Origin of the sequence: Flavisolibacter tropicus, from assembly GCF_001644645.1 — a bacterium.
Taxonomy (GTDB): domain Bacteria; phylum Bacteroidota; class Bacteroidia; order Chitinophagales; family Chitinophagaceae; genus Flavisolibacter; species Flavisolibacter tropicus.
Genome location: NZ_CP011390.1, coordinates 5,192,951 through 5,207,895, shown reverse-complemented (window position 1 = coordinate 5,207,895; position 14,945 = coordinate 5,192,951). Strand labels below are relative to the sequence as shown.

Annotated in this window: 10 protein-coding genes; 3 read left to right on the top strand and 7 right to left on the bottom strand. The window is 39.5% G+C overall.

The genetic code is table 11. The features are described 5' to 3' along the window. Window positions 1-125: 125 nt before the first annotated feature. Together SY85_RS22280 and rpsU are read right to left on the bottom strand one after the other, a co-directional pair. Window positions 126-1,022: a tyrosine-type recombinase/integrase gene (locus SY85_RS22280; protein ID WP_066407885.1), complete on the bottom strand. Its 897-nt coding sequence runs from the start codon at window positions 1,020-1,022 to the stop codon at window positions 126-128. Window positions 1,023-1,084: 62 nt separating this feature from the next. Next, the gene (gene rpsU / locus SY85_RS22275) at window positions 1,085-1,282 is read right to left on the bottom strand and encodes a 30S ribosomal protein S21 (protein ID WP_066407882.1); all 198 of its coding nucleotides are present in this window, start codon (window positions 1,280-1,282) and stop codon (window positions 1,085-1,087) included. Between the two features lie 75 nt (window positions 1,283-1,357). Here rpsU and SY85_RS22270 point away from each other — a divergent pair, with 75 nt between their 5' ends. Next, window positions 1,358-1,972 carry a riboflavin synthase gene (locus tag SY85_RS22270; RefSeq protein WP_071892085.1) on the top strand — a complete coding sequence of 205 codons (615 nt, stop codon included), beginning with the start codon at window positions 1,358-1,360 and terminating at the stop codon, window positions 1,970-1,972. Window positions 1,973-2,012: 40 nt separating this feature from the next. Here the strand turns inward: SY85_RS22270 and SY85_RS22265 are convergent, their stop codons facing one another. Genes SY85_RS22265 through SY85_RS22255 form a run of 3 tightly spaced genes read right to left on the bottom strand, consistent with a single transcriptional unit; the run spans window position 2,013 to window position 9,223 of the window. Then, complete coding sequence (locus SY85_RS22265) at window positions 2,013-3,020, bottom strand: acyltransferase family protein (RefSeq protein WP_066407881.1); 1,008 nt, start codon at window positions 3,018-3,020, stop codon at window positions 2,013-2,015. Window positions 3,021-3,029: 9 nt separating this feature from the next. After that, window positions 3,030-8,066, bottom strand: a complete 5,037-nt coding sequence (porU2, locus tag SY85_RS22260; protein WP_066407880.1) for a putative type IX secretion system sortase PorU2 — start codon at window positions 8,064-8,066, stop codon at window positions 3,030-3,032. Window positions 8,067-8,089: 23 nt separating this feature from the next. Next, window positions 8,090-9,223 carry a putative type IX sorting system protein PorV2 gene (locus SY85_RS22255; protein ID WP_066407878.1) on the bottom strand — a complete coding sequence of 378 codons (1,134 nt, stop codon included), beginning with the start codon at window positions 9,221-9,223 and terminating at the stop codon, window positions 8,090-8,092. Window positions 9,224-9,423: 200 nt separating this feature from the next. On the opposite strand from SY85_RS22255, the gene tyrS reads away from it, so the two are divergent. After that, window positions 9,424-10,701 carry a tyrosine--tRNA ligase gene (gene tyrS, locus SY85_RS22250; RefSeq protein WP_066407877.1) on the top strand — a complete coding sequence of 426 codons (1,278 nt, stop codon included), beginning with the start codon at window positions 9,424-9,426 and terminating at the stop codon, window positions 10,699-10,701. Window positions 10,702-10,750: 49 nt separating this feature from the next. Here the strand turns inward: tyrS and SY85_RS22245 are convergent, their stop codons facing one another. Together SY85_RS22245 and SY85_RS22240 are read right to left on the bottom strand one after the other, a co-directional pair. Next, complete coding sequence (locus tag SY85_RS22245; RefSeq protein ID WP_066407874.1) at window positions 10,751-11,644, bottom strand: cyanophycinase; 894 nt, start codon at window positions 11,642-11,644, stop codon at window positions 10,751-10,753. A gap of 627 nt (window positions 11,645-12,271) precedes the next feature. Continuing rightward, on the bottom strand, window positions 12,272-13,564 hold the full coding sequence (locus SY85_RS22240) for an aminotransferase class V-fold PLP-dependent enzyme (RefSeq protein ID WP_066407872.1): 1,293 nt from the start codon (window positions 13,562-13,564) through the stop codon (window positions 12,272-12,274). A 257-nt stretch (window positions 13,565-13,821) separates the two neighbouring features. Between SY85_RS22240 and SY85_RS22235 the strand changes: the two genes are divergently transcribed. Continuing rightward, window positions 13,822-14,877, top strand: coding sequence for a linear amide C-N hydrolase (locus SY85_RS22235; RefSeq protein ID WP_066407869.1), 1,056 nt, complete (start codon window positions 13,822-13,824; stop codon window positions 14,875-14,877). Window positions 14,878-14,945: the final 68 nt, after the last annotated feature.

The following is a 14,945-nucleotide window of genomic DNA, read 5'->3' as shown; positions in this document are numbered from 1 at the left end:
GTGAAACAATAAATAAAGAGCTTCAATGTTAAGGGTGTGTCCATAGGACTCCCTATGAAGTTAGTAATAGCTCTTCTACTCACAAAAAGAAATACGCAGAAAAATGTGAAATGTGGAAAATAATTTTAAGCCTTTGGATGTGCTTTTTGATGTATATTCTTCAGCTTTTCAATGGTATTGTGGGTGTATACCTGTGTGGCGGCTAAACTGCTGTGTCCCAGCATCTCTTTTATAGCATTTAAATCAGCGCCATTGTTGACTAAATGGGTAGCAAATGTATGGCGCAGCACGTGCGGGCTTCTCTTTTCTATAGTGGTGACTTGGCTTAAATATTTTTTCACCATGCTATAAACCTGCCGAGGTGCCAGCGGTTTTCCTTTCTCCGTAACTAACAAGTTCTCAGTATTGCCCTTATCCAAAGCCACTTTTTCAGCACAATATGACTTTATCAGTGCCAGCAATTCACCACTTACGGGAAGCACCCTTTCTTTACTGCCTTTTCCTAAAACCCGTATGGTTTGATTATAATAAGAAATACTTGACTCTTTTAAGTTGATCAACTCGCTTAAGCGCATCCCGGTTTGGTAAAAGATAGAGAGTAGTAGGTATTCAGTTTTTCCCTGCCAGTTGTCAGGAAACTCCACATGCTGGAATAGCGTATTTATATCCTTGTCGGCCACAAATTGAGGTAACCGCTTTTCGTTCTTAGGCGCAATGATCTTCACCATAGGCGACTGCTCCACCTCGCCTACTTTCATGTTATACTTAAAATAGGACTTGAGGGTAGATATCTTGCGATTGATACTTTTGGCCGTTAGGCCCGCATCTTTTAAAGACGCTAACCAGGTACGTATATATAAATGGGAGATTTCAGATAGCTTCAGCTCACCATACTGGGTAATGATAAAGTCCCAAAAAGCGGTGAGATCATTCTCATACGCAAGGATAGTGTGCTGCGAGAATCGCTTCTCGAATTTGAGATAATCGAGGAAGGGTTGAATAATTGGATGTGCGATGGCCATAAAAAAAGAATAGCTGCAAGATATAAAAACCTTGCAGCTATTTACTATCGGTGAAAGAGGTATTAACCTTCAATTTTTCCGCTGGCAATCTGTTGTTTGTAGATCGCCTTCAATACTTCACCTCTGCGTTTTACAGATGGCTTAGTAAATGACTGGCGCTCACGCAACTGCAATAAGATCTTAGCTTTTTCGAATTTCTTTTTATACTTCTTCAAAGCTTTGTCTATGTTCTCGCAGTCCTTAGAATCAATGATTAACATGCGTTATACCTCCTTTAAATAATTTTTTTTGGAAACGCGAAGATAGCAAGGTTTTTAACATCAAACCAAAATAAAATGCAAAAACCCGAAATTTGCCCCATGTTTACAGGCATTATTGAGGTTTTAGGCCAGGTTAAAGAGGTAGAAATCAATGGGACGAATAAGACATTTTGGATTCAATCCCCTCTATCTTCTGAATTTAAGGTAGATCAAAGTATAGCCCATAATGGGGTATGTCTTACTGTTGAAGAAATTCGGGGCGACAGCCATAGAGTAACAGCAGTACAAGAGACGCTTGAAAAAACAGCTCTAAATCAATGGCGAGAAGGTTTCTTTGTCAATATTGAGCGTAGCTTATTGCCCTCCAGCCGGTTAGATGGGCACTTTGTCCAAGGGCATGTAGATACAATCGGGATATGCGAAAAGATAGAAGACAAAAAAGGGAGTTGGGAGTTCACCTTTTCATTCTCAGAAAACTTTGCCCCCCTTGTAATAGAAAAGGGCTCAATTAGTTTGAATGGCACTAGTTTGACTGTATATAATGTAGGAAAGAATACTTTTAGCGTTGCTATCATCCCTTATACTTATGAACATACTATACTACAATATTTAAAGGAAAGTGAGCAAGTGAACTTGGAATTTGATATGGTGGGTAAGTATATAGTAAGGAATTTATCTTTAAAAAATTAAAGACAACTATTAATGCGTTGCATTGGTATAGTGACAATTATTAAATTGTATGCTTTAGTTTAAGAAATCGTTTTTCATAATACTCATAGCTAATAGTAGAAATAATAATTGTAAGTGATAGTGCTATTAAAAAAAGTCCAACTCGATTTATCTCCCACTTTTTATAATTACTATACATAAGCACCGCTGTAATAGCAAAAGCATGGTAACAATAAAGCCCATAAGACAATTTGCCTAAATAGCGCCCTTTTTTATTGGCTAGAATATGAAAGTTTCCATCTTTTTTAAAACAAACCAACATCAATAAGCCGCAGAACAAAAATGTCATTATATGCTCCTTTAAAAGATAGCCTATGCCTGCTAAAAAATAAAATCCGCTAATTAAAGCAACTATAAAGAGGCTGACAAAAAATAGTATAGTGTTTGAGCTTAAACTATAAATGAATCGAAAAATCTTGTTTTTCGTAAAATAAAAACTCGCGGCGTAAGCAGAGAAGCAAAATATTCCTGCATATGAGAGCGTACTTTCATAGACATTATTGGTAAAACACCCTACCATGAAAGCTAGAATAGTAAAACTAAGTGCCAACCAGGGTAATAAAGTGATCATATTTTTTCTGAACAGAACCATCAGGATACCCCATCCAAGATACAATTGCTCTGTTACAGCCATTGCCCAAAGATTTTTTAGTATAAACAAGGCATCGCCTGCAAAGTAATTTTGTAGAAAGAAAAAATATGACCAATAGTCATTAATAGAAATATGCTTTCCTAAAAACTGAAATATAAGATAGGAAATACCACAAATCAAAAGGACAAGGAAGTAGACAGGAAATGTTCTCAATATCCTATTTAGTAAAAAATACTTTATTGAAAATGCTTGGTTAAGCTCAAGCCTTTTGAATGTGGTATGTCCAATTAAAAATCCAGACAAAGCAAAAAAATAAGTATGCCCATGATCATATTGCCAGACACCAATATGATGGGCTGAAATCATAATAAATATGAAAAACCTGAGACTGTCTAACTCTTCAAAATACTTCTTCAAATCACAGAATTATCTCATCAAATACATTTTACCATATCCATTATTAAAATACTTATCTGTGTCTCCGTTAGCAGACTTATATTTTTCTAATGCTTTTCCATTCAGGTTGGTTATCACGCGGTATAGATATACCCCATTACCTAACTTTTGCCCGTACTGATCTGTTCCATCCCACTTATATTCTGTAATATTTCTGCCTATATGCAATCTTCCCAGCTCTTCTTTTGTAATCTCACGAACAACTTTTCCTGTAATAGTCATTATTTGGATTCGGAGATTTTGTGGCACATCTGAACCTGTAATTGTAAATACAAAAGATGTAGAAGTTGTAAATGGGTTAGGATAATTCAGCATATTTGAAATCATTGGCTTCCTAACCACCTGAAAGTTCACTCTGTATTCAAGTTCACCCGCTCTATTACCACTTTTGTCTTTGCCAGAAACAATCAGCTCATAATCTCCATCTTCTGTTAAGTCAGGCATAAAGTCTATAGTTGCTTCATTTTCTGAACCAGAGCTTTCTACTGCTTTAGTAAACCTTAATGTATCTGAATTAAAATTAAAACTCCTTGGCGTCTGTTCATTTGGGTATTTTACCTGTACGGTCACCAAACTTTCATTGTCCAATAACATATATCGTGCTTCATCTTTTAGTTTGATTTGAATCCTAGGCTTTGCCGCAACAATATCACCGTTTAAAATATGCCTATCATCAAAAGTAACATCAAGAACAGGATTTAAAGTATCCCCCTTCACAAAGAAATCATGGAAAACATTGTTATTAAAATAATACTGTTCATTTTGATCTCTATCTGGATTTAATTCAACAAACAATGTATTGTTTCCTTCAAGGTTCTGAGTTGGAATATCATAAGTAAGGATTAAAGTATCGCCGCTAATCAATGGTTTTTGTCTTGGCACACTTAGCGTATGAGTTATATTATTGCGATCTGTTACTGTTAGTTTTGCTTTTATACTATCTGCAAATTTTACATCACTAACATTTTTATAAGCTAGTTTCAAAGTAGCAGGCTCTCCTACATCAAAAGTGTCTTTCATGTTGAAAAAGATATTTGGTGCCACAGCTCCTTCTGGTACAGGGTCATAAGTCACTCGCCAAAAATTTAACTGATAAGGTGTATAGTTTATGCTATCCCTACTTGTCATTCTTAACTGCAAGTTGGGGTAATCAATAGGATTAATTGTAGAAACATCCTGACCTTTTTCTACAGGATCAATATTTGCAAACAATGTCTGAGAACTTCCATCAGGACGCACTCCTATTATATCAAAAGTTACTTTATCTGTACTAACCTGATCTGCAGTATAACCGTCCCATTTAACCTGCTTCCATTTTCTTGATGGACCATATAATGGAGAAGTTATGTGCCCAATGGAATCAGGAGTTTTAAAGTTTTGAGAAAGCATTATGACATCATATTCATTATCAGAAAACATTGAAACTGGTTTGAATCCAGAATTACCCTTTTGATATATAAATATAAATGCCCTATGACGATAGAATGAATCAAGATCTGCGAAGCCCGCATTTTTTAATTTATGATAAAGTGTTTTCCCTGCACCCATTGTTGACTCATCAGCCATCCATTCATTAACAAACCCGCCCACTTGAGTATACCTCATTATATTTCTTACAACAACAAAATATCCATTAGGAATACTATCTATAAAATCTCTAGCGAGTCTGCGTGAGCTTGATGTCAAATAATCAAACTCAAAAGTCCAATCAGACATAGGCCTGCCACAACTTATATTTCCATATTTTCCAGACTTATCATTTTGGAACATTTTAAAGGTTTTAGGGTCAAACGCATTAAAAGCCAGAATAGAACGCCCACAAGCATTTCGTAAGAGGCTTCTATCTCCATTGATCGCAATACTAAAGTCTGTTTCAGCAGAGGATGCTGAAATAGTTACACAATTGCGAATATTTAAATTTTGTAGCACAGAATCAAAATTCCAACGGCCTCTTTTGTTTAACGTAATTTGTTGCTTCTCAGAATATTGATGTTGATCAACGTGAGATTGGTTAAACCCTAAATCATGATTAGGGATATAGACAAATGAGGCTGAATTCCAAGTACGTATACTGCTAGAAACTGGGGCTACCCGCCAATAATAAACAGAATTATCATTAAATGTAATACCAGGATTAAATTCAACTATCCCTCCTACTGCTTTTATTGTTTTTACAGATAGCGGTGTTTGGAATGATTCTGTGGTATCTACTTCAAGTCTATATTCTTTCTCTTCTGCAAAAGGATTAGCAGTAGAAGCTATAAGTTTTATTCCCTGTCTATTTACAATAGAGTAATTATATGGGTAAATAGGATGAATCTCATCGTTATAAATAACTACCTCTTTGGTAATGGTATTATTTGTCTCGTAACTTTCATTTATTAAGTTTTCCGGATCAATCGTAACCGTTAACTTATTTAACCCCTTGTCAGATATTGGATTAATTGGAATTAAAACATGAATTGAATCTTCAAAACGGGTAGCAGGAATAGTATCTCTAAAAATAATTCCGGAAGATCCATTGGGGAGTTCACGTTTTACTTCAACAATCAAATCGGTGTTAATGCCCCTACCTATATTTAAGATTTTGGCGTTTAAACTAAACGTCTTATCTGTTACAGATACAAAACTTGGACTAACTCTTAAATTTGGTTCTTCGATTACGAAATCTGGTTTCAAAAAGTAATTTAATTTCAGTGCAGGATCACCGTGTAAGGCTATTTGCTCACAGGTGGACCTTGCATAGAAGTCCTCCTGAGTTGTATAAGACATTGTTTGAGATACTGTGGCGCTCATACTTTCTCCTATAGATTCGCCGTAACCGTTTACTGAAATATTCTTATAAAATCTACTGTTATAGATATCCAGATAATGGGGAATACCGTAAGAACTACTGGCAATAAAACTTATAGAGCCTCGCTTGGGTGCTAAAACAAATTTTTCAGAAAGTGTTTCTTTGTTTACAAAACGTGTAGTGTTAAAGTTATAAAAGTCCCCAGCCATACAACCTAATGCAACAAAAAAAGGATACTTTCCTGGATTATTATATTTGCTTGGACCATTTAGATCAAATGCCAGAGTAGTAACCGATGAATGACCAAAATAAGTAATTAGACTTAACCCGTCTTCAAATAATTTATCAATTAAACCATTATTCACTTCCTGAACGACTTCAGGCGAGTTTTTTGAAATGGTATATACTTTCGCCCCAAATAAAGTATCTGATATTGTATTGCTATAGCCTTGCATGTAATAATCTAGTATCCTTTGCAAGCTCGGTTCACTAGCCCCAACTACATGCATAACATTTTTCATCCAAGCCCTGTCTTTAACTAGCGGAGAAGATACACGTTGTGAAGACTCATACTCTTTTATTTTATTTAAATAGTCGCTTATTTCCGTTGGACTAACTACAGATAATCGACCAATCGGAAGTTTTGGAATAGCATACCCTTTATCACAAGCTAACAATATATCCGAGGCCGGCCAGCCAAATGTTGGTACCAGGTTGAGTTTATCTAAATCGGCATAATTTTCATATACCCGCTGATGGACGTAATTAACTCCTTTACCAATTAACAGAACATTCTTCGGCTTTACTGTAAATTGCTCTCGCGCATAAAGAAGAAAGTCCCGAACCGCCATCGGGTGCTTTTTAATTCCAAAAGCAAACTGGTCTACCAATTCATCAATCATTGCCACTACTACAGAATGACTTCCTCCTTCAACTGAACTGCGATACTGTTTGTAATCTTCAATAGGATTAGCTCCTGATGAGGGCACCAATAATGAATTGGTTATGATTATATAATTACCTTGATTGCTGGCTTGTGCATAATCTACAAACTTGCGCGTTTCCAAAGAAGCAATAGAAGTATTATTTGCTGCTACCTGCGATACCAACACCAAGCGCCGATCTGCCAAAGACGGCTCTAATACTACTTTTACAATGGTAGGTGTAGAAATGTTGCCTACATATCGTTTGCCATTTGTTAGGTCATATAAAACTGGAGCAACTGACCCAAAATTAAAATTCTTAATTTCCAAGTAATTGCCAGAGGCGCTAGCAGGCAATGCAAACTCGAAATTTTGTTGCGCGCCAAAATTAAACTGCCGAGGGTAGGTTAACTCATATTTGTGAATAACCATTGCATCCGATCCAACGCTACTAATTTGTGCCACTTCAATGAGAGCCTTGTTTGTAGCTGCTAACTTGCTAGCAGAAAAAGTTCCCGAGTCCTTGCTATCGTTATAGTAATCCATCTGTTTTCCTAGTAGGGAGTCACTGTTGACTTTTACACGATAACTGCGTGGATTTACCCGGTTTCCAGAGAGAGCAATTGTGAATTTGGCATCAGGGCCAGTTGTAGATACGTTCAGATCAGAAAAAGTATACGTGTGTGGCGTCCCCCCTATCTCTGCGGAAGTCCATCCCTCACCTCTATCATATGAAGAAGAATATAGTGTTTCGCCGACATTGACAGCATAACCATTATTTAATCTGGCCTTATTAAAATAATTGCCAACAGTGTACATGAAGTAAGGCTCTGGAGCCAGCGTATTACCTCCCACATTATTGGCAACATCTCTCAATCGTAAATTATTAGAAACAACAGGGTCTACCGTTAAAAAATAAACAGCAGTATCTGTTAACAAACTATACTTATCATTCAATTGGTATCCCGGATTTCTATATAATTCCTTATCGGGTCTACCATCATTCATTTCACCCCAAAACTCTATATAGTCACTGGCAGACATTGGGCCAGAAGAAACGGTTGTATAAATAGGTACCTGGGTACCATTACGCCAAAGCTGAAAGTATTCTGCAGGCGTACTACCTAAACCCGCAGCAGAAACAACAGTTTGAGGAATGCGATGCAGACCCGTTTTACCTACTTTAAACTTATAGTAGGTTTTTGAATGATCTATCCATTCGTTATTATATACCTGCGCTTTAGAAATAAAGCCTGAGAGTATCAGTAAGCAGACGAAAAACTTTTTCATATAAGAGTGTTTGGGTAGCAGGATTATTTTGTTTTCGCTTTGGTTTTCGTATTGGTTTTATTTTTTGGTTTAACCAGATCTAATTGGAGAGAGAAAACATGGGTATACAAGGCATTGGATTGGTTAGCCAGGTTGGTAAAGGCGTAGTCAATGTGCACATTCTGTAACCGAAAGCCGGCACCTAGCGTTGGCTGATAGATCCACACTTTCTTTTGATTCAGTGTATCCTGATCTGCCAGAGCTTTTTGAAAATTATTTACACCAGCCCGTAAAAAGACCACATTACTTAGGTTAGCTTCTAAACCTATCTTCGGATCAACATTTACATTTTCAGTGCTTACTAACGTATTACGTTGTCCATCAAACGTAAAATCGAAATTAGCTTCCGCTAATAAACTAAACTTTTTATTAAACTTAAAATCACGTGCCAAGCCCGCCACTAACCGGGGAGCAGTCATTTCTGTAGATTTTACAGGAATATCATTATTCGTTAAGTATAACGCCTCTTTCTCGCGCTCTGTGAAGTTAAATGTCCAAGAGTTGAACGTTGTCGTTATGTCTTTTGCAGCAAAGCCCAAACGCCACTGTTTGGCCTGAATCTGAAGTCCGGCGTCTAAGCCAAATCCCCATGCTTTGGCAAACGTACCCACGCTGCGGTGAATCACTTTTGCATTAACTCCAAAATTCACATTCTTGTTTTCGCTTTGACGCAACCGTTGGCCCAATGAAAGCAAAAAAGCATAGTCAGTAGAACTAAACTCCTTTATGTTATTATAATTGATAGTTCCATCTGGTTCTACCAAAAATAAAGTATTGGGAATATCGTCTACGCCAAACCGAATCGCTGTCAGTCCTAATGTGCGCTTATTGCCAGCCATTGGTATAGCTAAATTCGCATAATCATACTTTCCAATACCTGAAAAATATTCCGCATGCATAGCACTCACACTAGGAACATTTTGAACGCCAGTTAATCCAGCTGGATTCCAGTAACCGGCAGTTCCATCACTCACAGAGGCCACCTGAGCACTCCCCATGGCCAACCCGCGGGCCCCAACACCTATATTGAGAAATTCATTTGAGTATTTGCGAAATTGTGCCTTTCCAATCAACGTGAAGGAGGTACAGATTGTAGCGAGCAGTAGGTTAACTTTCATTTGGTATGTTTACTTATAAGCAACAATTGCTTAGGGACGAATCGTCAGTCAATTTAGGTTGCAAAACAAAATTATACTTTAAACCCTACAATTCACAGCTTTCAAGCCGCTTTGAGAGTTATTTCACCATATATTAAAACGGTATAATCTATCTTAAGATTGTATACTCCCTTACTTTTGCGCCTTAAAGCTTCATTTCCATGAATTTAATAGAAGAATTACGGTGGCGTGGCATGATCCACGACATTATGCCTGGTACCGAAGAACAACTGCAAAAAGAGATGACAACCGGCTATATAGGTTTTGACCCTACAGCCGATAGTTTGCATATTGGAAGCCTGGTACCCATTCTATTGCTCGTTCACTTGCAAAAAGCCGGACATAAGCCTATTGCTTTAGTGGGTGGAGCCACCGGCATGATTGGCGATCCTTCTATGAAAAGCGAGGAACGCAACTTATTGGATGAAGCCACCTTACAGAAAAATATTAAGGGCGTACACAACCAGCTAGCCAAATTCCTGGATTTTGACCCATCTAAGCCTAATGCCGCTGAAATGGCTAACAACTACGACTGGTTCAAGTCCATTTCCTTTATTGACTTCCTCCGCGATACTGGCAAGCATATTACGGTGAACTATATGATGGCCAAGGATAGTGTAAAAAAGCGCATAGAAGGCGAAACCGGTATCAGCTATACCGAGTTTGCGTACCAATTGATGCAAGGCTATGACTTTTACTGGTTATACATGAACAAAAACTGTAAGCTACAAATGGGCGGTAGCGACCAGTGGGGCAATATGACCACCGGTACCGAACTGGTTCGCCGCAAAGTAGGTGGAGAGGCTTTTGTATTCACTAACCCGTTGATTACCAAGGCTGATGGCGGAAAGTTTGGCAAAACAGAATCCGGCAATATCTGGCTGGATGCGGAAAAGACAACCCCTTACCAGTTCTACCAGTTCTGGCTAAACGCCGCTGATTCAGATGCTGAAAAATGGATCAAGATCTTTACATTCCTGCCTAAGGAAATTATAGACGAATTAACTACCGAACACCAAAAAGACGCCTCCAAGCGTGTATTGCAAAAGCGTTTGGCCGAGGAAGTGACAAAGTTTGTTCACGGTGAAGAGGCTTACCAGAAAGCCATTGAAACCACTCAAAAACTGTTTGCCCAGCAAAATGCACCGGCAGAAAGCCTGAGTGTTGAAGATCTGGAAGGCATGGAAGGCATTGTAAAAGTGAACGTGAGTAAGGAGCAACTAGCTACAGGTATAGATATCATCAGCTTCCTAGCCGACACGGGCATCTTCCCTAGTAAGGGTGAAGCCCGCAAAATGATCCAAAACGGTGGCGTAAGCATTAATAGGAAAAAAGTTGACAATATACAGTATACAGTTGACAGCTCTCTTCTACTTCATGAACAATATTTATTGGTGCAGAAAGGAAAAAAGAATTACTACCTGGTTTCAGCACAATAAGAACTAAAAAGGGAAGCAGTAGCTTCCCTTTTACTTTATACAAATTCGGTTATTCAACTTCTATCTGCTTTTTAATCAAAGCACCCTCCTTAGCTTCCATCAAGAACTTCCGGCTGTTGCGGATATAACCATTACCCTTTTCACAGAAATGAACCTTTAGGTTCTCAATACTAATTGGGTTGCCTTCCGGAATATCAGCCACATTACTATGCTGAATTTCATGACCATCAACAATAATAACAAGCCCGCTACCAATGGCTTCCATCCTGTTACCATCCGTGATTAGCATACCGGTATCTTCACCTAGTCCAAGTCCTATACAGGATGGGTTCGTAGCCACCGCTTGTGCGAGGCGACCAAAACGCCCACGCTTTTCAAAGTGAGAATCGATGATCACATCGTCTATAAAACCAAGACCGGTAGTGATCTTCACCTCCCCTTTCAGGTGGGCACGCGTGGCATTTCCTTCGTAGATCATGGTATTGCTCATGGCCATGGCTCCTGCGCTTGTGCCAGCCACCACAAAGTTTTCGTACTGAAAGCGATTAAGCAGGATATTCAAGAACTCTGTACCGCCAAAAGTGGCTGTTAGGCGCAGCTGGTTGCCGCCACTGAACATTACCGCATCGCATTGGCGAATACGATTCAAATATTCTTCATTGGTGGCATCTGCCCTGTTACGGATGTGCATCACACCCACATTCTCACAACCAATCTTGCCAAATGCGTTCAGGTAATTATCCCCTACTTCTGTGGGAATCGTAGAAGCCGTGGTAATAACTTCTATACGGGCTGAATTGCCGCCGGCTTCTTCCACAATGCGGCGCAGAATGCCCAGTTCAAAAAAATTAAGGTTGTTGCGGTGGATTTCCCCTGTTTCCAGGTCTGTGCCTTTGTCTTCAGCACCTCCAACCGCAATAAGTTTTCCTTTAGGATTTAGCATTTTTCATTAGGATATTAGCTCTACAAATTTAACCCTAAAACAGAGCAATAGTTTAATGTATTCGCCCAAAAGGCTTGTGAAAGTTATGAGAGAGGTTAGAATTAAGATTATAGAACTAGTACCAGCAGGAGAAAGCCATTAACGATGAGCTAGGAGCCTCGAGAAGGGAATAATTAAGCAGGGAGGGATTTGTAATGAATGAGTATAGGAGGAGTAGTGAATGTGGAAGGCAGGTAGAGGGCTTTTTCTGTGCAGTTGGTACGGACTTACCTACAGAAGAGGTACAGAAGAGGTACAGACTAGGTACAGGAGAGGTACAAGAGACCCACAGGAGAGGCAGGCCCTAGCAAGCCCCCGACCCCTAAAGGGGAGCACTCACGCACAGGAACCTCCCGCTCTGAGATCCCATTCATTCATTATAAATCCTATTAATCCGTGGTCACTTTCCGGGGAGTTATAGAGGAGTTACGGAGGAGTTGCAGAGTATATCCTCCTCTACTCCTCCTATATACCTTCACTAAAGGTTCACTAATGACTCACTGACCAATGACTTATTGACTAATGACCATTAACTCTCTTTTCATGGACTGTCGTCTGTCGACCGTGGACTCCTCTCACTTCTTTCCCTCAAACACTACGGGCAAATTGGGTAATGCCTTCAACGAGAACATCGAGGTTTTTGGTGGTGGTGTAAACATTGGGAGTTATACGTACCCCATGAATGTTTTCCCATTCTATAGAGGTGGTGTGTATTTTATACTTGGAAAAAAGAAAACTGTCCAATTCTGCTGGCTTTTTGCCTTCCAACGATACCAGGCCTAGTGCCCCACCCCATTCCTTTTTTAGAGAGGTGTGAAGCTTTACCTTAGGCAGGTCCTTTACTTTTTCCATCCAGTAATTCTTCAAATACAGCAGTCGCTTTTCTTTCCGTTCGGCACCAATCATATCGTGAAACTCAATGGCTTTACCAATGGCCTGCTCAATAAAGAAGGGACGAGTACCTAGGTTTTCAAATTTCCGGATATCATCTTTATGTGGGTTGTCGGCGGCAAATAAGGGATAAATGTTCTTGATCTTATCTTTCTTTATATACAACATACCGCTGCCAATAGGTGCATAGAGCCACTTATGCAGGCTGGTAGCAAAATAGTCGGCATTGAGGTCGGGTATTTTAAAATTGAGGTGGGCAAAGGTATGAGCACCATCTACCAACACTTCTATACCCTTGGCTTTTGCCTGGTCAGCAATCTTTCTGACCGGAATTACCTGCCCGTTCCAATTGATCATATGGGTTATGTGTACCAGCTTGGTACGGGGAGTAAAGGCCTTTACATACTGCTGTACCAGGTAGTTCTCGTCTTCACTAGGCAACTCCAGGTTGATCCAGTTCACTTTTATGCCATCCCTGATCTCGCGTTGCTGCCAGGCATGGACCATGTTGGGATAGTCCTGCTTAGTTGCCACCACTTCATCGCCACGTTGCAGCGGCAAGCCAAAGATCACAGTTTCTAAGCCCTCAGATGCATTGCGGTTAATGGTAATTTCCTCTGCACTGCAGCCGGCAAGCCCCGCTAGGTTGGCTCTTAGCGTTTCCCGGCCCTGATCTAAAATGCGCCACATAAAATAACTAGGTGCTTCATTACTGAGATCGTAATACCGCTTCATAGCGTCCTGCACAACTTTAGGTGCCGGCGACACCCCTCCGTTATTGAGATTGATAATAGAAGAAGAAACGGTAAAGGCTTGCTGTATGTAATACCAAAAATCCTCCTCTTCAGCCAATTGATCGGCTGATAACAGATGGTATTCGTTCATAGCCCGATCCAGTTGGCGGGCCCACGAAGGCTGCGTTAATGCAGTAAAAAAGGCAGAGGCAGAAGCCATTCCTACCTTTTGTAAGAAAGAGCGACGGTTAGGCATCAGCAGCAAGTTTGACTAAATATAGTCAATGTTAGCAAAACAGGTTAGACAAATGTGTTATGTCAGGCAAAAGATACAAGCAACTACAGTTGAGAAATAAAAAAAAGCGTCCTTAAAAACGCTCAAGAGTTCGCTTGTTCACAAGTTTACAAGTTCCTTAAATTACTGGTGAACTCTAGAGCAAATGAACTTATAAACATGCAAACTGGTATCCTTAATTAACTTCTAAATTATATATAGGTTTAGTAACTTATAGTATGAGAAAAGCGCTTGCCCTCTTTTTCCTGATCTTATATTCCTCTTTTCTGTATGCTTGCTCTACCTTCTTATTAAAGAAAGATGGACAACTGGTATTTGGCAGAAACTACGATTGGGTAACAGGTAACGGGGCGGTAATGATCAATGCACGAGGTGTGAAGAAAACATCTTTTACACCCGTTGGTGAAAAAGCCATAACATGGATATCAAAATGTGGCAGTATTACATTTAACCAATTTGGCAAAGAGTTTCCGCATGGTGGCATGAATGAAAAAGGCCTGGTGGTAGAACTGATGTGGCTAACTGAAACCACGTACCCAAGGGCTGATCAACGTGCTGCCATGAATGAGCTGCAGTGGATCCAGTACCAGTTAGACAATTGCACTACCGTTAGTGAAGTGATTGCCACTGACAGCGCTATCCGCATTAGCCGCGATAATGCTGCCCCCCTTCACTATTTGGTAGCTGATGCTAACGGTAACGCTGCCACTATTGAGTTTATTAATGGCAAAATGAAAGTACACAGCGGAAAGGATCTTTCTAACCCGGTATTAACCAATACCGTTTATGAAGAGGCTGAACGCCAGGTAAGCCTGCATGGTAGCTCAAATGGATATTCCGACAACTCTGTTGAACGCTTTGCTACCGCTTGCCGTATGGTGCAAGACTTTCAAACAACAACCACCAACAAGCCTATTGTTGATTATGCATTTAGTATTCTGGATAACGTAGCACAAGGATCATATACAAAGTGGCGTATTGTATATGACATTACAAATAAGCAAGTACATTTTGTAACACAGGACGCACAACAACGAAAATCAATTTCTTTTAAGAACGTAGATTTCACTTGTAACAACTCCACTTTGTACTACCCTCTTCAGCGTCAACAAAAGGGAGATATTGCCACCTATTTTGCCCCACTTTCTTTCCAGCAAAATAAAGAGCTGATTGAACAATCGGCTCGTGAAAGCAAAAAGAATATTGATATTCCGGAAGCATCTATATCGCAAGCTGCCGCCTATTTCAAAACAATACAGTGTGATCATAAATAGTATTTACCCTGAACAAGCTACTATTATGAATTTTATTAACAGAGAAATGAAATAAGACTGTCAATCGA